The sequence below is a fragment of the Kaistella pullorum genome, assembly GCF_014837035.1.
Taxonomy (GTDB): Bacteria; Bacteroidota; Bacteroidia; order Flavobacteriales; family Weeksellaceae; genus Kaistella; species Kaistella rhinocerotis.
Genome location: NZ_JACSPS010000002.1, coordinates 722,819 through 740,929 on the forward strand (window position 1 = coordinate 722,819; position 18,111 = coordinate 740,929).

The following is an 18,111-nucleotide window of genomic DNA, read 5'->3' on the forward strand; positions in this document are numbered from 1 at the left end:
ATTCACAAACTAAAATGCTCATTTTAAGAGATTTATGATAAAATAACTTTAAAGTGAAATTAATCATTATCGCCGCCATCCTTAGAAGCATTTCCATTTTGGGCCGCAGCTCCGCTTCTAATTTCCGTATGACGGATTTCACCACCGGTTGTGCCAGCCTTTTGGGCAAAAAACAAGGTTGCTAAGGCAAATAAACCGACGATGAAAGGCATTATTTTAGAAAATGTATAGCTTCGGAAACTCGCGAAAAGCGCTACAGTACTCACTCCACCTAAAATATAAGACAGACCTGCGAAGAGTTCGGCTGCTTCTTCATGTGTTTCAATCAGGTTTTCTTCAACGCCGGGAAGATTTTCTACGCCATGTTCGGCCCCTTCGCCTGTAGCCATCGCGGCTATCGACGCTATTGCGCCTATAATAAATGTGATGTACGCGTTACGTTTTGAAATTTCGGTTTTAGTGAAAATACCGATGATTAGAATTATCAATCCTACGACCGGAAATATGATTGGCAAATGGTTTACCACCAAATGCAGATGTGTATTGTTCATTTTGTTTGATTTTAAATTTAAATAATGGTATCGCGAAAACGTCAATAACTGAATTATTGAAATTCTGCGCGTGCTGCTTAAATATTTAAACTAAAATCGGCGGCCGGAATATGGATCCCAAGAGATTGGACGCGTAATGGGAGCTGTGAGAATAAATATGGGATTTTACCGTGAAAAACCGCGGCGGAGTCAGCGCAAAACTGAAATTTTCCGGGATGATGAGCGGATTAGAAACGATGGTATTGGCTTCGTGAGTTTTAAAAGGCAGCTTCATATCCTGCTGATAATCTGCATCTACCGGATGATCATTCAGGTAATGCATCTTCAGGAACGAAAACACAGATGTGCTACGGTCTGTGATTTTATGCGCAAGGTAATGTTCTATGAAATTCGGAAATTTCAGCACCTGCCTCATCTCTGCAAACGAAAAAAGATAAATGGAGACGAACATGTAAATAACGAACCTTTTCACAACTCAAATTTACGACATTCAAAAGCTTAGTTACCCGAAACTTATCAATTTGTATTTACTTTAAATAAAAATAAAATCGCCCTGATCTTATGTTCATTCTTAAATTTCTATTTTTGTTCAAATTAAATTACAATGAAAAAATTATTCGCACTTGCACTAATCAGTGGTTTGGCAGTAGCCAGCTGTTCTAAGAAAGAAACCGCTACGGAATCTGACAGCATGCTGCAGGAACCAGTGGAAACTACCGCTGCAGATTCTTCAGCAGCCGTTCAGGACTCCCCTACCAAAGCCTATGGTAACGGTTCGCCGGAAGCACCGGACTCGGTTGCAATCGATCCACAAACTGACGTTAAGTAATACACTAACGCGTTTTTGTCTTAAAGAATTTATAAAGCAGCCTTAGCGCTGCTTTTTTGGTGATCAGAAACGGCTGTATTTAGCGGAATTTGTGTAAATTTGCAGCCTTAAAAACTTAAGAATAATGCAGTTATCAGAACAGGAAATCATCAGAAGAGAAAAGCTACAAACCCTGCAGAAAATGGGTATAGATGCATTTCCGGCTGAGGAATATAATATCACCGAGACTACCGCTACGATAAAATCCAACTTTGAAGAAGGCAAAAAAGTTCAAATCGCAGGTCGGCTGATGAGCCGCCGGATTCAGGGTAAGGCGAGTTTTGCCGAACTGCAAGATTCGGAAGGTAGAATTCAGGTTTATTTTAACCGGGACGAGATCTGCACAGGCGAAGATAAAACCCTGTATAACGAGGTTTATAAACATTTGTTGGATATCGGCGACATCATCGGACTTGAAGGTGAACTTTTCACCACGCAGGTTGGCGAGATGACCGTGAAGGTGGAAAGCTTTAAGATTTTGACCAAATCACTGCGCCCTCTGCCACAGCCGCGCACGGACGAAAATGGGGTTACGCATGATGCTTTCAATGATCCTGAGCTTAGATACCGTCAGCGGTATGTAGATTTGATCGTGAATCCGCAGGTGAAAGACGTTTTCGTGAAACGTACAAAACTCTTTAATGCAATGCGTACATTTTTTAATGACGCGGGCTATTTCGAAGTGGAAACTCCTATTCTTCAGTCGATTCCCGGCGGTGCGGCAGCGAAACCATTCATAACGCATCACAATGCGCTCGATATACCATTATATCTGAGAATTGCCAACGAGCTTTATCTTAAAAGGCTTATCGTAGGAGGTTTTGACGGCGTTTATGAGTTCTCGAAAAACTTCAGAAATGAAGGAATGGACAGAACGCACAACCCGGAATTTACCGCAATGGAAATCTATGTAGCCTACAAAGACTACAACTGGATGATGGATTTTACCGAAAAACTTCTGGAATTCTGCGCCCTGCAGGTTAACGGTACCGCTGAATCAACTTTCGGTGAACATTCAATTAACTGGAAAGCGCCATATCCGAGGATTTCAATGACAGATGCCATCTTGAAATTCACTGGTTTTGACATTACCGGAAAATCTGAACAGGAATTATTTGATTTTGCCAGGTCAATCGGCATCGAAGTAAATGAAACGATGGGCAAAGGAAAACTCATCGATGAGATTTTCGGCGAAAAATGTGAGGGAAATTTCATCCAGCCGACATTCATTACCGATTATCCGGTGGAGATGTCACCTTTGACCAAGAAGCACCGCAGCAAAGAAGGACTTACAGAACGTTTTGAGCTGATGGTTTGCGGCAAGGAAATCGCCAACGCATATTCAGAATTAAATGACCCAATAGACCAAAGAGAACGTTTCGAATCCCAAATGGCACTTTCCGAACGGGGAGATGATGAAGCCATGTTCATCGATAATGATTTCTTACGCGCCCTTGAATACGGTATGCCGCCAACGTCAGGTTTAGGTATCGGAATGGACCGCCTGATCATGTTTTTAACAAATAATCCGTCGATCCAGGAAGTACTTTTCTTTCCACAGATGAAACCTGAAAAAGTGGTTCCACAGGTTGAACTCGGCGAAGACGAAAAAATGATTTTGGAGATCCTAAAATCTCAGGAAGAGCCGATGGAGATTGCGGAAGTAAAAAACCGCTCACAGCTCTCCGGTAAAAAATGGGACAAAGCCACGAAAAATTTAACCAAAAACAATCTGATTAAAGTAGAGAAGACCGATGAAAAGGTGAATATGATTCTGCTTTAAACTATTAATTTTCAGAACCCCGGGCCATCGCCCGGGGTTTTCTGTTTCATAAAAGATTTGTATATTTACCGCAACACACAAATGATTTATGAAACTAAAATTTACCCTCTTGGGTATGCTTTCGTGCATATCCCTCTCAAGCCAGATTTCGCTGGTAAAAGACGCCACTTTCGGTAACGGCGGCATCGCAAAAATCTCTTATCCTTCCACACTTTCGGAAACGCAATTCGAAAAGATCTTCCTGAATCCGAACGGCTCGCTTACGCTGACGCTTGGGTCTGAGGGCAACGTTCATTCCGCGATGATGGCCAAACTCACCTCTTCCGGCGCGCTGGACGTAAGTTATGGAACCAATGGAAAGGTCCTTCTTGTAGGTGAAACTGGCAGCGGCATCCAGTTTGCGCAGCAAGGTCAGAAAATGATCGCGATTTACGTGAAAGACACTGATGCAGGTACGTCCCGCACAATGCTCAAGCGCTTTCTGCCCGACGGAAAGACAGACACAACTTTCGGGATTAATGGCACCATGACGGCCAGACCGGATTTGTTCTATAACCAAATCAGTTTCCAGCAAAACGGTTTCTATCATCTTTGGGGAAAAATCACCGCATATTTACCGAACGGAGCCATCAATAACGGCTACGGCAACGCGGGCAACCAAAATCCGATCGTAAATGGTCTACCGCAGGAATACATGGAACTGTACAGCTATTTCGGGAACAGTAACGGAAAAAACTTCCTGAACAAGTACCATTATGAAATTGCAGTCAGCAACGAAAATTCACCGCATCAGTTTACGACCTACGACCTGATGAACGCGCATCTTTATGATTACGCGGGCGCTTCAAACGGTATTTCCGTGTATCCTAAAAAGTTTGTCCTTACACCTGGAAATGAGATTCTGTATTTATATGGCGTAGATCCAAACAGCGGCGACGAGGAGACGCGGGCGGCTATTCTCTCAAGTACGGCACAACCCAAAAACATTAACGGAAAGACTTACCTTGATTTTGGTTTATCTAATATAAATACCGCGATAACTGATGCAGTTTCACTTCAAAACCATTATTTGTTTGCGGGTAAAAAAGAAGGTAAACCAGTGATGATGGCTTATGATTTTAATGGTGTGAAATCAACCGTGAATGGTCTTGAAGAATTTTATGAAAATGTCTCGGCAGATCAATGGGTAGCTATGTTGCCCAATGGCCCGAACCTTTTCGTCATGGTTCGTAACTCCGCTAACCACGATCTATATGTCATCAAATACAAATCAACTCTGCTTGACACGCAAAGCACACAGTTAACGGAAACAAGGATCACCACTCCTTTCCGCGATCAACTTAAAATTTCGACAGCTAATAAAATAAAGAAGGTTTCGATCTACGACGCCTCGGGAAAAGCCGCAAAAGTCGGTTCAACAGGCGAGATTCAGACCCAAAATCTAACGCGCGGGATTTATCATATTCAAATTGATTTTCATGACAGGCCGAGCGAAACTTTTAAATCCATTAAAAACTAACATTAACCTCCCGATGCGGAGTTTTTTTTGATGTCAGCAGCTACAATTGCGCCTTGGAAATACTTTCAATTTTGGTATAAATTGCGTATATTTGTTGGTCTTTATTATCCACGAAAACACGGGGATAAACTGCAAAAAATTTATACTAAAACAAACTTAGCAAACCAGCTGAAACTGAGGTTGGACAAAATAAGATTATGAGTCAAAAAGAATACACGGCGAGTAGCATTCAGGCATTGGAGGGGATGGAACACGTGAGGCTTAGACCTTCAATGTACATTGGGGACGTAGGCACCAGAGGTCTGCATCACCTGGTTTACGAAGTAGTAGACAACTCCATTGATGAGGCACTGGCCGGGCATTGTGATACTATCTCGGTAACGATCCACGAAGGCGAGAGTATTACCGTAAAAGATAACGGCCGCGGTATCCCGGTGGATATGCACGAAAAGGAACAGAAATCGGCGCTTGAAGTGGTAATGACCAAGATTGGTGCAGGTGGTAAATTTGATAAAGATTCCTACAAAGTGTCCGGTGGACTTCACGGTGTAGGTGTTTCCTGTGTAAACGCCCTTTCCACATCGCTTGTAGCGACTGTAAACCGTGACGGCAAGGTATATCAGCAAAAATACTCAGAAGGTAAAGCACTGGATCCAGTGAAAGAAATCGGGACTACTGACAGACGTGGTACCGAAGTATTCTTCCAGCCTGATGAAAAAATATTCCAGGAAACCGTTTACAACTACGATACGCTTGCAGCACGTCTGCGTGAACTTTCATTTTTGAATAAAGGCATCACCATCACCCTAACCGATGAAAGACGCCAAAATGAAGACGGTTCTAATATCACTGAAACCTTCCACTCTGAAGGCGGGCTTAAAGAATTCGTAGAATTCATCGATGGTAACAGAGAATCGATCATGAGCAATGTGATCTACATGGAAGGTGACAAAGATGACATTCCTGTGGAAGTTGCGATGCGCTACAACACTTCTTACAATGAAAATCTCCATTCATACGTAAACAATATCAACACGCACGAAGGTGGAACTCACCTTGCAGGTTTCCGCCGTGCATTGACGAGAACTTTAAAGAAATTCGCGGACGAACTTGGTATTCCGGCAAAAGAAAAAGTGGAAGTTACCGGTGATGACTTCCGCGAAGGTCTTACCGCAGTGATATCCGTAAAGGTAATGGAACCACAGTTTGAAGGCCAGACCAAAACAAAACTTGGAAACTCTGAGGTTTCAGGAGCGGTGGACAAGATTGTGGGCGAGATGCTCAGCAACTTCCTCGAAGAAAATCCAAACGAGGCTAAGATCATCGTTCAGAAAGTGGTTTTGGCGGCGAAAGCACGTCAGGCCGCGAAAAAAGCACGTGAACTTGTTCAAAGAAAATCGCCGATGGGCGGAAGCGGACTTCCGGGAAAATTATCCGACTGCTCATCAAAAGATCCCGAGATATCCGAATTATTCCTGGTAGAGGGTGATTCCGCAGGCGGAACGGCTAAACAAGGTCGTGACCGCCATTTCCAGGCCATTCTCCCGCTAAGAGGTAAGATCCTGAACGTGGAAAAATCGATGCTTCACAAAGTCTACGACAATGATGAGATCAAGAACATCTACACCGCCCTTGGCGTTTCCGTAGGAACCGAAGAAGACAGTAAGGCTTTAAATATCAGCAAACTGCGTTATCACAAAATCGTGATCATGACCGATGCGGATATTGACGGATCGCACATCTCCACATTGATCCTGACGTTCTTCTTCAGATACATGAAGGAACTCATCGAAAACGGCTATATCTACATCGCCCAGCCGCCGCTTTATCTCCTTAAAAAAGGGAACAAGAAGATCTATGCGTACAATGAAAAAGAACGTGAAGAATTTACACTTGAGCTCGCTCCGGACGGAAAAGGCGTAGAAGTACAGCGCTATAAAGGTTTGGGTGAAATGAATCCTGAACAGCTTTGGGAAACCACGCTGAATCCTGAGAACCGAATCCTGAAACAGGTAGGAATTGAGAGCCTTGCAGATGCTGACAACGTATTTTCAATGCTGATGGGTGACGAAGTGCCGCCGCGACGTGAATTCATTGAGAAAAATGCGGTTTACGCCAAAATCGATGTTTAATTTTTAGGAAGACTACTACATAAAACCGTTCAGCAATGGACGGTTTTTTGCAGCACAGAACCTAAACTTACTTTTTATGAAAACGCTTCTGCTCCATTTTACCGCCCTTACTGTTCTCCTTACGGCATGTTCACAGAAAAAGCAAACCGAAAAGTCCGGCGCACAACCGTCGGAAGATAAGATTGCAGCTTTTGAAGTAGATTCTGTAGTGGCTGCAGACAGCGTAATGGTGGCCGACAGCGTCACTGCGTCATTTAAAATGACAACTTTAGTTTTCCCAACTATCCTTAACAAAACAATTCTCGACAGCATTTACGCCGGCCAAAACATTAAAACCAAGTCTTTCAGCAAAATAGAATTACAGGGCGCACTCGACAGCTTAAAGAATAATTATTTCAGTCAAACTAAAGAATCACTGACTGATTTCATGCCCGGTTTTGCACAGGAATGGACGCAAAACTCTATCATGAAAGTCTTCGCGCACAAAGACGATATCCTTACACTTACTTATCTAAGTGATGGTTACACGGGTGGTGCGCACGGTTATTACAACGAAATGTACCGCGTTTTCGATCTTAAATCCGGCCGCCAGATTACACTGAATGACATCATTAATAATCGGGATGCGCAGGTTTGGTCACGGATCCTGATGACTCAGTTCCTACAGGGAGATTTAGACCGAGGTCAGGCTGAAATGCTTTTGGAAAAGGACATTCCATTGAATAAAAACTTTTATTTTGATAATGCGAATCTTTATTTTCTTTATAATCAGTATGAAATTGCGGCGTATGCAGCCGGTCCGGTATTGATAAAAGTTCCGTTCAGCGAAATCAAACCATTTTTGCAGCCCAAGTTCAGAACCAGAATCAATCTTAAGTAATTGATAGTTAGCCTTTAAATTTCAGAATGGAAAATGTTGCCTTTATAATCAACCCGTTTTCGGCCAAAAAAAACTACGAGCCATTCTTCGAGGCTTTAAAGCAGAAAATTCCGGAGGCTAAGGTTTACATTTCAGAATCCATTAACGGCACGTTTGAATTTATCGAAAGTCATTGGGAAACGGTTGATATTTTCGTGGCTGTGGGCGGAGACGGTACCATTTCTACAGTTGCACAAAAAATCATCAATACAGACCGGATCCTAGCGATTTATCCGGCCGGATCAGGAAACGGTTTCTCCAAGGAAACCCATTTCAATGCAGATTTGGATGAACTTCTGCGGAAAATAAAAGCGCGAAAAATCAAATGTGTGGATACTTTTACGGTAAACGGCAAGCTTTCAATCAATGTTTCCGGAACCGGATTTGACGGCAAAGTGGCGAAAGAATTTGAAAAAACGACACGTGGATTTAAAAATTATATCAAAGTTTCACTCAAAACGTATCTGAGTTACAAGCCGATCAACATCAACTTCATCAGCCAAAATCTGCACAAATACAGCGGCGAATATCTGATGTTGAATGTCGCAAACACGCGCCAGTTTGGCAACAACGCCTACATCGCGCCCAAAGCCAGCAAAAGTGACGGCCTTGTGGATTTGGTTTTGGTAAGAAAATTTCCGTTGCGGTATGCGCCTGTTTTTGCCTATAAAATGTTCACTAAAAAGCTTGAGGACGATCAGTACATCACGTATGTTCCGGTGCGTGAAGCCAATTTGGAAATAAGTACGACAAACTGGCATCTGGACGGCGAATACACACGAATAGAATCACCGGTGCGGATTGTCGTGCAGCCGAAAAGCCTGAATATTTTACAATAGTTCCCGGCAATGGCTAAATAAGTTTAAGGATTTCTGCCGTATCCTCATTCTTGAAGTTGCAATATACCGTGTGATGGAAGGTGTTGAGTTTTTTCAGCGAGGCCAAAAGCGCTTCCTTCTCTTTTGTATCGAGCTGTCCGCACATAATTTTAGAAACAACCGTGATATCCTGCATAGACTCGCGGAAGACTTTTTTACCTTTTGGCGTCACGGTGATGCGTGTGCTTCGTTTGTCGTGTTCATCGGGACTTTCGGCGAACAGTCCGTTTTTTACAAGCCTTTTTATAATTTCGATTCCGGTCTGCTTTTCATGGGCATTTTTTTCGATTAGCTGCATTTTCGTGAGGCTGTCATAATCCATCATGCGGAAAAGATAGGTAAAGTCTTCGTTCACCAGTGCCGGATGATTTTCAAGCGACTTTCGGATCAGTTGTTTTGAATATCTGCCCAGCAAAATCACCTGTTTGGCAATCTCATTTTCAAGGTCGTATACATCAAGGTCGAACTTTTCGGTCAAGTTGTGCGGGTTTTCGTGCTCGTAAGCCTTTTGGTTCAGATAAAGCCGGAAATCATCGAGATTGCCACCACCCGAAGGCGCACCTTTAAGGTAATTGTCAAGCTGCGTTAACGTCTCAATGATTAGATTTAATTCCATTTATTCCGGTTTAAAGTCTGCGCTTCATCCTTACTAAATAGGCATGAATGCGGTAAACTAACAATATTGCAAAGATAAGCCACATAAAAGTATGTTCAGATACAATATGGCTTAAAAATTGGCTTTGAAGCGCGACGTGCAAAATTAAAAAAGTAAATAATATCTGTAAAATACAATTTATCTTAGTTGATTTACTAATTTTAATGACAATATTATACAATATAAACAAAAGCACACCGCTTCTGAAAAATTTCTATCCTGAAATTTTAAGACAAATTTAGGAAATAATATTTCCATTTTAAACAATAAAGTATATTTTTGTACTAATAATTTGAAACTATGAAAAAAGTCATCGTCCTGGGTTCCGGATTTTCATCACTTGCATCAGCCTGTTACATGGCGCAGGCTGGTTTTGATGTGACTGTGATCGAAAAAAACGAGCAGATTGGTGGCCGTGCTTCAATGCTTGAAATAGATGGTTTCAAATTTGACATGGGACCAAGCTGGTACTGGATGCCCGATATCTTTGAGCGTTTTTTTGCCGATTTTGGCAAAAAGGTGTCCGATTATTATTCGCTGGAAAAACTCTCACCTGCCTACCGGGTTTATTTCGGGAAAGACGATTTCATCGATATTTCCGACGATCCGGAGGAAATTGTAAAAACTTTTGAGCGCCACGAAGCAGGTTCCGGCAAGCATCTGCAGGATTTCATGAAGAAGGCAAAAGCAAACTACGGGATTGCGATGCAGGACTTGGTTTACAATCCCGGGAAATCTTTGCTAGAGCTGGTTTCCGTAGAGACCGCAAAACGTCTGCCGCTTTTTGTACAGGATATTTCGCAAACTGTCCGCAGGAATATTAAAAATCCAAAACTGAGAAGCATCCTCGAATTTCCTGTGCTTTTTTTAGGCGCGAAACCCAGTGATACGCCGGCTTTTTATAATTTTATGAATCATGCTGATTTCGGTCTCGGAACGTGGTATCCGAAAGGCGGCTTCAATGCCGTAGCTAAAGGAATTGCAAGGCTCGCGGAAGATCTGGGCGTGAAGTTTCTGCTTAATGAAGAGATCACTGAAATAGTGAATGAAGATCGTGTTGCGACGCGAATTATAACCAAAAACGGCCAATACGAAGCGGATATCTTCATTTCCGGTGCCGATTATGCCCACACCGAAAGTCTTTTAAACAAAGAAGTCCGGAATTATTCCAGTGAGTATTGGAATAAAAAAACTTTCGCACCGTCTTCACTTTTATATTACGTGGCTTTTGACAGAAAAGTGCCGGAACTTCAGCATCACAATTTATTTTTCGATACCGATTTTGAAAAACATGCGGAGGAAATCTACGACACCCAGCAGTGGCCTAGAAAACCTTTGTTTTACGCGAACTTTTCGGGCAAAACGGATCCCGAGCTTTGCCCTAGAGGCAAGGAAATCGGATTTTTTCTGGTTCCGGTCGCAGTAGATCTCGAAGATTCGGAGGATATCCATGAAAAGTATTTTGAAGTGATCATGAGCCGTATCGAGAAAAATATCGGCGTTGACTTACGGTCTTCGGTACTTTTCAAGAAAAGTTTCGGCGTGCAGGATTTCAAGGATAGGTATCATTCGTGCCGCGGCAATGCGTACGGACTTGCCAATACACTGCGGCAAACGTCGGTTTTGCGTCCCGCCATCAATAATTTTAAAGTAAAGAATCTTTTTTATACCGGGCAGCTTACGGTTCCGGGTCCGGGTGTGCCTCCGGCGCTTATCTCTGCGAAAGTAGTGACCGATTATATCCTGAAGCGTACCCATAAAATTTTAGCAAATACATAAGCGATGAATAATTTAGAAATCTACCACTCGGTTTGCGGACTGTCCTCAAAAATGGTGACCGAAAAATACAGTACTTCATTTGCGCGTGCTTCTACCCTGTTTCAGCCGGAGATTCGCCAGCATATCTATAATATTTACGGCTTCGTTCGCTTTGCGGATGAGATCGTGGATACTTTTCATGAGTTTGATAAAGCAAAACTGATGGACGAGTTCGAAAACGGTTACCGCCAAGCGCTTGAAAACGGAATCTCGCTGAATCCGATACTGCACTCGTTCTGCCAGACGCAGCGGGAGAAAAACATCCCGCAGCATCTCGTAGATTCATTTTTACACTCCATGAAGATGGATTTGGGCGAGATAAAAGACCTCAATGACGAAAAATATAATGAATATATCTACGGATCAGCGGAAGTTGTGGGCTTAATGTGCCTCAAAGTTTTCGTGAACGGAGACGTGGCGGAATACGAGAAACTGAAACCATATGCCCAGAGTTTGGGCGCCGCATTCCAGAAAATCAATTTTCTTCGTGATATCAGCGCAGATTTTAATGATCTGAACCGAACATATTTCCCGAATGTTGATTTCCGGAAATTTAGTTTAAAGGACAAGCAGGAAATCGAGGCGGACATTGCATCAGACTTTGCGCACGCGTACAAAGGAATCAAGATGCTGCCGATATCCAGCCGTATCGCAGTATTCATGGCGTATAAATATTATAATAACCTGCTTAAAAAAATCCGTAAGACCAAGCCCGAACTGCTGCTGACGAGCCGCATCAGCGTATCCAATGCCCGCAAAATCTATCTTTTCGGGGAAATGATGATTAATAAAAACCTTAATTTAGTTTAATGAAAAGTCTCCTTATATTAATATTTTCAGTCTCTACACTCACTTTGAATGCACAAAATCTGGTTTCTTACCGGGATTTGATGAAGAAAGGCGTAGAAAGCGAAACCGCAACCAAAACTTTGGTAGAAAATTCCAAAAAAGCATTTGAGTCTACTAAAAAACCCATTTTTGAAGCATTCTATGCGATGGGAAATTTACTGTTGGCCAAGCATGCGGGCAATCCGATGAAGCGGTTTTCCTATTTCAGAAAAGGGAAAAGTGCGCTCGACAATGCCGCAAAAACAGATCCGAAGAATGTTGAGATCCGATTTCTGCGATATGTTACACAACAGCAGGCGCCGGCGTTTTTAGGCTACAATAAAGACATGAAAGCGGATAAAGAACTTATTCTGCGAGAGTACAAAAATTTAGAGGATAAAGATTTGGTTCAGAGAATAAAACGTCACTTCAAAATAGGTTAATGATGGAAACTACTGGATTTATACTGATTACGCTGAGCGTTTTTGTCGGCATGGAAGCCGTCACCTGGCTCACACACAAGTACATTATGCACGGGCTTGGCTGGTATTTTCACGAAGATCACCATCAGCCGGGATATCCGCATGTGTTTGAAAAAAACGATTTCTTTTTCGTAATCTTTGCCATTCCGAGCATCCTGCTTTTCTATTTCGGCTCCCGTGGCGAACTAAACTGGATGTTTTTTGTGGGTCTCGGCATTTTGATTTACGGAATCTGCTATTTCCTGATCCATGATGTGTTGATTCACAGACGGTTCAAATGGTTTGACAAGACCAACAACTGGTACTTTCGGGGTTTGCGCAAGGCACATAAGATCCACCACAAACATTTAAACAAAGAGCACGGTGAATGTTTCGGGATGCTTTTCGTTCCGTTTAAATATTTCCGTGAAGCAAAAGCGATCCGTTCCTAAAACATATATTTTGCAGGCATATTACTATTTACTTCTTGACATCCTAAGTTTTTCGGTTCCCTTTCTGTTCAGTTTTGAGCGCAAGCGGATGTATTTCATCCAGTACTGGAAAGCATTTTTCAGCGCCATTCTGCTTGTCGGGCTGTTTTTTATCGCGTGGGATATCTATTTTACCTACATGAACGTCTGGGGTTTTAACGATGAATATCTGATAGGTTTGAGGATATTCCGGATGCCGCTCGAGGAATACCTTTTCTTCCTGCTGATACCATATGCGAGCGTTTTCATTCATTATTCCCTCGAATATTTTTATCCAAAAATCATACTGAACCAAAAAATCACCAACGCCATTACGTATGTGCTGTTCGCGGTGGGTTTGGGTGTTGCAGTTTTCAATTTGGATAAGATTTATACACTTTGCAGTTTCGGGCTTTTTGCCCTGCTCATGCTGGGTCAGATTATTTTTAAATGGAAAGATGCGAACCGGTTTTACCTAAGTTTCATCATTATTTACATCCCTTTCTATTTTGTGAACAATGCACTTACCGGTAATTACTCGGAAAATCCGGTCGTGTTTTATGATGATACTGAGAACCTTGGAATCCGCGTGGGCACAATGCCTCTCGAAGACAGTTTTTATTGCTTCACACTGCTTTACGGTATTGTTTTGGTCTTCGAATATTTAAAGAATAAATGGAATTATCCACCTTCAAAAGCTGAATATGCCAAGTAAAACCATCCGCCAGTCCGGAATTTATACACTCACTTCAGAACAGGTCTTACCGATAACGATGGCTGAAGCATGGGATTTTTTCTCGTTACCCACAAATCTGGATAAGATTACGCCGGCTGACATGAAGTTTTTTATCACCAATAACCCGGGTTCCGAAACGTATGAAGGCCAGATCATCACTTACAAAATTGGTATTTTGCCTTTCATTAAAAGCAACTGGATCACCGAGATCACACATCTGAAAACGCCAGCCGGAATTCATTTAAAGAAAGCTTTTTTCGTAGATGAACAGCGCTTCGGGCCGTATGCAATGTGGCATCACGAGCACCATTTTGAAGAACTTGAAAATGGAAATGTAAAAATGACCGACATCGTAAATTATAAGATGCCGCTTGGATTTCTAGGTCAAATTCTTGCGGGCAAACTGGTTTCCGATAAAGTCACGCGCATATTTGAAGGTCGGCGGCAAATACTCACTAAAATATTAGGCTGATGAAAATTTTTCTCACCGGTGCTACCGGCTATATCGGTAAACGGCTTCTGATCCAGCTTTTGGAAGAAGGCCACACCGTGGTTTGCTCCGTTCGTGACCGAAAAAGGTTCAGCACCAAACTTTACAAAAGTCATCTTGAGCAACTTGAAATAATTGAAAACGACTTCCTGATTGAATCCTCACTTCAGAACATTCCACATGATATTGATTTCGCGTACTATCTGATTCATTCGATGTCATCAGAAGACGGTGATTTTGCGGTAAAAGAGAAACAAAGCGCAGACAATTTCAGGAAAGCATTAGAAAAAACAGCGGTTAAACAAGTCATCTTTCTCACAGGAATCATTAATAATGACAAACTTTCTAAGCATCTTCAGTCGAGAAAAAACGTTGAAGAAGCCCTGCACAGCGAAAAATATGCGCTTACGAGTTTGCGGGCGGGCATCATCGTGGGTTCCGGAAGCGCCTCATTTGAAATCATCCGCGACCTTGTCGAAAAACTGCCGGTGATGATTGCCCCAAAATGGCTCAGTACGAAATGCCAACCTATTGCGATCCGGAATGTCATCCAGTTTCTCATCGGTGTGATGGGCAAAACCTTTACTTACAATCGCAATTTCGATATCGCCGGTGCTGAAGTGTACACCTATAAACAAATGCTGCTACAATATGCGGAAGTCCGAGGTCTCAAACGGCACATTTACACAGTTCCGGTTATGACGCCGCAAATGTCTTCGTATTGGCTTTATTTTATTACCAGCACCACCTATCCGTTAGCAAAAAATCTGGTGAGCAGTATGAAGACAGACGTAATCGCGAAGCCGAATGATCTTGCAGCTCAACTGGGAATCGAGTTGTTTTCATACAAAGAAGCCATAGCGCTGGCGTTCGATAAAATAAAGCAAAATGATGTTCTTTCAAGTTGGTACGACTCGTTTTCCGCACCGTTTCACCACCGGAATGTTTGGCAATATCTGGAAGTTCCGGGCAAAGGCACCTTCAAAGATGTCCGGCAGATGAAAGTTGACGACGTAGAGTTGGCTACAGAGCGCATATTCAGCATTGGTGGAAAGCGCGGCTGGTATTATGCAGATTTTCTGTGGCGTATCCGCGGATTCCTGGATCGGCTGGTTGGCGGCGTAGGTGTAAGCCGTGGAAGACGCAATCTAAATGATTTGGAAGCGGGCGATTCGGTCGATTTTTGGCGTGTACTGTATGCAGACAAAGCCGAGAGAAGACTTTTGCTTTTCGCGGAAATGAAAGTGCCGGGTGAGGCGTGGCTTGAATTCAGAATAAAAGACGGAATCCTGCATCAGGAAGCGACTTTCCGACCGTTAGGATTATCCGGAAGACTTTATTGGTATTCCGTTTTGCCTTTTCACGGACTTATTTTTAATGGAATGCTGAAGAAGCTGGCCGGGAAATAATAGCTGTGAAAAGAAAAATCTTGCGCTTTGTTGAATTATTTTAAAATTAACGCAACAAAGGCAAGAAATAAGACAGGCTGCAATTTCTCTTCATCATTTGTGTTCTGCAATCTCAACAAAGATATTATGCGGATATCAAACACCACTTAACATTTGTTAATTTACTTTAATTTACTTCTTTCCTTGCGAATGCGGGACAGATGAACAGGAGAAATATTGAGCCAGGAAGCGAGATGCTTCAGCGGAACCACATCCAGATAGCGGGAAAAATAGCTTTCGACAAGATCATAATTTTCGCTTGCCTTATTAAAACTTCTTGTATTGCTGAATTTGAGCAGGTTCACGTAATGCTCCTCCATCACGAGTAGTCCGAATAGGGCCCAATCGTGGTATTTTGCGTAAAGTTTCATCAACTTTTCCTTTTCGATAGAGTATACCATCGAATCTTCGTAACAGCAGATATCACATTTGCTCACCGTTTGTGAACTGAAACTTTCATACTCCGTGATCACGGTACTTTCCTGCTCCAGCCACATAGTTTTTTCTTCGCCGTCTTTATCTACGAAATAGCAGCGCGTAATAGAATTTTCAACCATAAAAATCCTTTTACACACTTCACCCGCTTTTAAAATGAAGGCTCCGCTTTTACAGTCCCAAACTTCGAATTCATCTAAACCCAGCTCGAGGATTTCCAAATCAAAATCCGGCTTGTATGAAAGCACTTTTGCTTTTGCAAAATCTTTATTCGCTTTGTCTGTTATCATATTATTTTTATTCTACTGCCACAGAATCATCTCCACGCCCGTCTGCCACGGCGGTTGCATTGCCGTTTTCGTCGATAACAATGAGTTCCGTCCGGCCAATTTGCGACACAGACTCCAACTTATAATTCATCGTTTCTAAAGCTTTTACTGTACTTGTGGGAAAGTTTTTTTCTACCATCACAATTTCCGGAAGCCACTGATGATGAAATTTCGGCGAGTTAACGGCGATATTCGGGTTGAGTTTGAAATCGACGATATTTACAATGGACTGGAAAACAGAGGTCGGAATTGTGGTTCCACCCGGCGTTCCCACGATAATGTAAGGCCTATTATTTTTAAGGACAATTGTGGGCGTCATCGAGCTCAGCATGCGTTTGCCGGGCGAAATAGCGTTCGCCTCACCGCCCACAGCGCCAAACATATTGGGGACGCCGGGCTTGATCGAGAAATCATCCATCTCATTATTAAGAAAAAATCCCGCACCGGCGACTACCACCTTACTTCCATAGAGCCCATTAAGCGTGGTGGTGACAGCTACTGCGTTTCCGTCTTTATCCACAATCGAAATATGCGTTGTCTCCGCAGATTCTCTTGGCTGCGAGATGATCTTGCCCACGTCAGCACTGGCTGTCGCTTTGGTTTTACTGAAATTTTTCCAGCGGTTTTTTAAATATTCCTCCGAAATCAACATTGTCGTCTGATCCCTGATGAAACCAGGATCGCCCATATATTCTGCACGGTCCGCAAACGCACGACGTTCGGCTTCAACCATAATCTGTACAGCTTCCGCGGAGTTTTGCTGATATTGCGACAAATTCTCAAACGCCGACATCTTCAGCATTTGCGCCAGAAGAATTCCACCGCTTGAAGGCAAAGGCATGCAAACAATCTCGGTATCTTTATAGTTAAATGTAAGTGGCGCACGTTCGACAACTCTGTAATTTTTTAGGTCACTAAGCGAAATAATTCCTTTGCCACGCTTCATTTCCGCTACGATCAGTTCCGCGGTTTTACCTTCGTAAAAGCCTTTTGGGCCGTCTTTTTGAATCCGTTTAAGTGTTTCGGCCAGCTCCTTTTGAATCAAAATATCACCCTGTCTCCAGTCGGAATTTTTTTGGAAAACAGTGGGAATTTTATTGTGGTCATTAATAAATTGCATTTGATGATTGAGCAAATCCGCTTCCTTTTGAGTGATTGCAAAACCCTGTTCCGCGAGATCGATCGCAGGCTGAATGAGTTTCTCCATCGGGAGATTTGCATGTTTTAATGTAGCATAAAAACCAGCTACAGAACCCGGAACGCCAACAGCCAACCTTCCGTTTTGCGAAAGATCGGTAATTGCATTACCTTTTTTATCGAGGTACATATCCCGCGAAGACTTTGCAGGCGCAGTTTCCCGGAAATCAATGGTGAATTTGTCGCCGTTTCGTTTCACACCCACTAAAAATCCGCCTCCGCCAATATTGCCGGCCTGCGGATAGACCACGGCCAGTGCAAATTGCGTTGCGATGGCAGCATCGTAAGCATTCCCGCCATTTTTCATCACCATCGCGCCTACTTCACTTGCCAGCGGATGTGCCGAGACAACCAAACCTTTGCTTTTCGTGCGGATCTCTTTTACAATGTTGATATCCGTGAATTGGGGATAGGCCAAACTGCTCAGAAACAGACAAATAACAAGTAACTTTTTCATTGAAAGAATTTTATCAAAAGTACTAAAAACAGAAGTGTTCCAAAGCATTATGCGCGTGAACTGGCTGCCTAAACTCTATTCAATAATTTAATGAACGGTAGATTTCGTTTTCCACCCTTATTTTTTTAAATTTGCTT

Annotated in this window: 18 protein-coding genes; 13 read left to right on the forward strand and 5 right to left on the reverse strand. The window is 42.7% G+C overall.

Annotation, left to right across the window (positions count from 1 at the left end; translation table 11 throughout):
- Positions 1–59: 59 nt before the first annotated feature.
- Positions 60–551: a hypothetical protein gene (locus H9628_RS07720; RefSeq protein ID WP_251833545.1), complete on the reverse strand. Its 492-nt coding sequence runs from the start codon at positions 549–551 to the stop codon at positions 60–62.
- An 85-nt stretch (positions 552–636) separates the two neighbouring features.
- Positions 637–1,023, reverse strand: a complete 387-nt coding sequence (locus tag H9628_RS07725) for a hypothetical protein (protein ID WP_251833546.1) — start codon at positions 1,021–1,023, stop codon at positions 637–639.
- 132 nt (positions 1,024–1,155) lie between these two features.
- On the opposite strand from H9628_RS07725, the gene H9628_RS07730 reads away from it, so the two are divergent.
- The 6 genes from H9628_RS07730 (at position 1,156) to H9628_RS07755 (ending at position 8,611) form a co-directional block, all read left to right on the forward strand.
- Positions 1,156–1,380: a hypothetical protein gene (locus H9628_RS07730; RefSeq protein WP_251833547.1), complete on the forward strand. Its 225-nt coding sequence runs from the start codon at positions 1,156–1,158 to the stop codon at positions 1,378–1,380.
- Positions 1,381–1,504: 124 nt separating this feature from the next.
- Positions 1,505–3,202 (forward strand): lysine--tRNA ligase, encoded by a 1,698-nt coding sequence (gene lysS, locus H9628_RS07735; protein ID WP_251833548.1) that lies wholly within the window; start codon positions 1,505–1,507, stop codon positions 3,200–3,202.
- Between the two features lie 88 nt (positions 3,203–3,290).
- A complete protein-coding gene (locus tag H9628_RS07740; protein ID WP_251833549.1) occupies positions 3,291–4,721 on the forward strand; it encodes a T9SS type A sorting domain-containing protein in 1,431 nt (476 codons plus the stop codon).
- Positions 4,722–4,918: 197 nt separating this feature from the next.
- A complete protein-coding gene (gene gyrB, locus H9628_RS07745) occupies positions 4,919–6,853 on the forward strand; it encodes a DNA topoisomerase (ATP-hydrolyzing) subunit B (protein WP_251833550.1) in 1,935 nt (644 codons plus the stop codon).
- Between the two features lie 76 nt (positions 6,854–6,929).
- Complete coding sequence (locus H9628_RS07750; RefSeq protein ID WP_251833551.1) at positions 6,930–7,733, forward strand: DUF3298 and DUF4163 domain-containing protein; 804 nt, start codon at positions 6,930–6,932, stop codon at positions 7,731–7,733.
- A 26-nt stretch (positions 7,734–7,759) separates the two neighbouring features.
- Positions 7,760–8,611, forward strand: coding sequence for a diacylglycerol/lipid kinase family protein (locus tag H9628_RS07755; protein WP_251833552.1), 852 nt, complete (start codon positions 7,760–7,762; stop codon positions 8,609–8,611).
- Between the two features lie 13 nt (positions 8,612–8,624).
- Here the strand turns inward: H9628_RS07755 and H9628_RS07760 are convergent, their stop codons facing one another.
- Positions 8,625–9,266: a MarR family winged helix-turn-helix transcriptional regulator gene (locus tag H9628_RS07760; protein ID WP_251833553.1), complete on the reverse strand. Its 642-nt coding sequence runs from the start codon at positions 9,264–9,266 to the stop codon at positions 8,625–8,627.
- A gap of 339 nt (positions 9,267–9,605) precedes the next feature.
- Here H9628_RS07760 and H9628_RS07765 point away from each other — a divergent pair, with 339 nt between their 5' ends.
- The 7 genes from H9628_RS07765 to H9628_RS07795 are packed head-to-tail and all read left to right on the forward strand — an operon-like array spanning position 9,606 to position 15,517.
- On the forward strand, positions 9,606–11,084 hold the full coding sequence (locus H9628_RS07765) for a phytoene desaturase family protein (protein ID WP_251833554.1): 1,479 nt from the start codon (positions 9,606–9,608) through the stop codon (positions 11,082–11,084).
- A 3-nt stretch (positions 11,085–11,087) separates the two neighbouring features.
- Positions 11,088–11,933, forward strand: coding sequence for a phytoene/squalene synthase family protein (locus H9628_RS07770; protein WP_251833555.1), 846 nt, complete (start codon positions 11,088–11,090; stop codon positions 11,931–11,933).
- Positions 11,933–12,394, forward strand: coding sequence for a hypothetical protein (locus H9628_RS07775; RefSeq protein WP_251833556.1), 462 nt, complete (start codon positions 11,933–11,935; stop codon positions 12,392–12,394). The genes H9628_RS07770 and H9628_RS07775 overlap by 1 nt, the downstream gene beginning before the upstream one ends.
- 2 nt (positions 12,395–12,396) lie before the next feature.
- Positions 12,397–12,864, forward strand: coding sequence for a sterol desaturase family protein (locus H9628_RS07780; protein ID WP_251833725.1), 468 nt, complete (start codon positions 12,397–12,399; stop codon positions 12,862–12,864).
- Positions 12,865–12,874: 10 nt separating this feature from the next.
- Positions 12,875–13,597 carry a lycopene cyclase domain-containing protein gene (locus tag H9628_RS07785; protein ID WP_251833557.1) on the forward strand — a complete coding sequence of 241 codons (723 nt, stop codon included), beginning with the start codon at positions 12,875–12,877 and terminating at the stop codon, positions 13,595–13,597.
- Positions 13,587–14,090 (forward strand): SRPBCC family protein, encoded by a 504-nt coding sequence (locus H9628_RS07790; RefSeq protein ID WP_251833558.1) that lies wholly within the window; start codon positions 13,587–13,589, stop codon positions 14,088–14,090. Before H9628_RS07785 ends, H9628_RS07790 begins: the two co-directional genes overlap by 11 nt.
- Positions 14,090–15,517, forward strand: coding sequence for an SDR family oxidoreductase (locus tag H9628_RS07795; RefSeq protein ID WP_251833559.1), 1,428 nt, complete (start codon positions 14,090–14,092; stop codon positions 15,515–15,517). Before H9628_RS07790 ends, H9628_RS07795 begins: the two co-directional genes overlap by 1 nt.
- Positions 15,518–15,678: 161 nt before the next feature.
- Here the strand turns inward: H9628_RS07795 and H9628_RS07800 are convergent, their stop codons facing one another.
- A complete protein-coding gene (locus tag H9628_RS07800; protein ID WP_251833560.1) occupies positions 15,679–16,281 on the reverse strand; it encodes a Crp/Fnr family transcriptional regulator in 603 nt (200 codons plus the stop codon).
- A gap of 7 nt (positions 16,282–16,288) precedes the next feature.
- Positions 16,289–17,974 (reverse strand): gamma-glutamyltransferase, encoded by a 1,686-nt coding sequence (gene ggt / locus H9628_RS07805; protein WP_251833561.1) that lies wholly within the window; start codon positions 17,972–17,974, stop codon positions 16,289–16,291.
- Between the last annotated feature and the right edge of the window lie 137 nt (positions 17,975–18,111).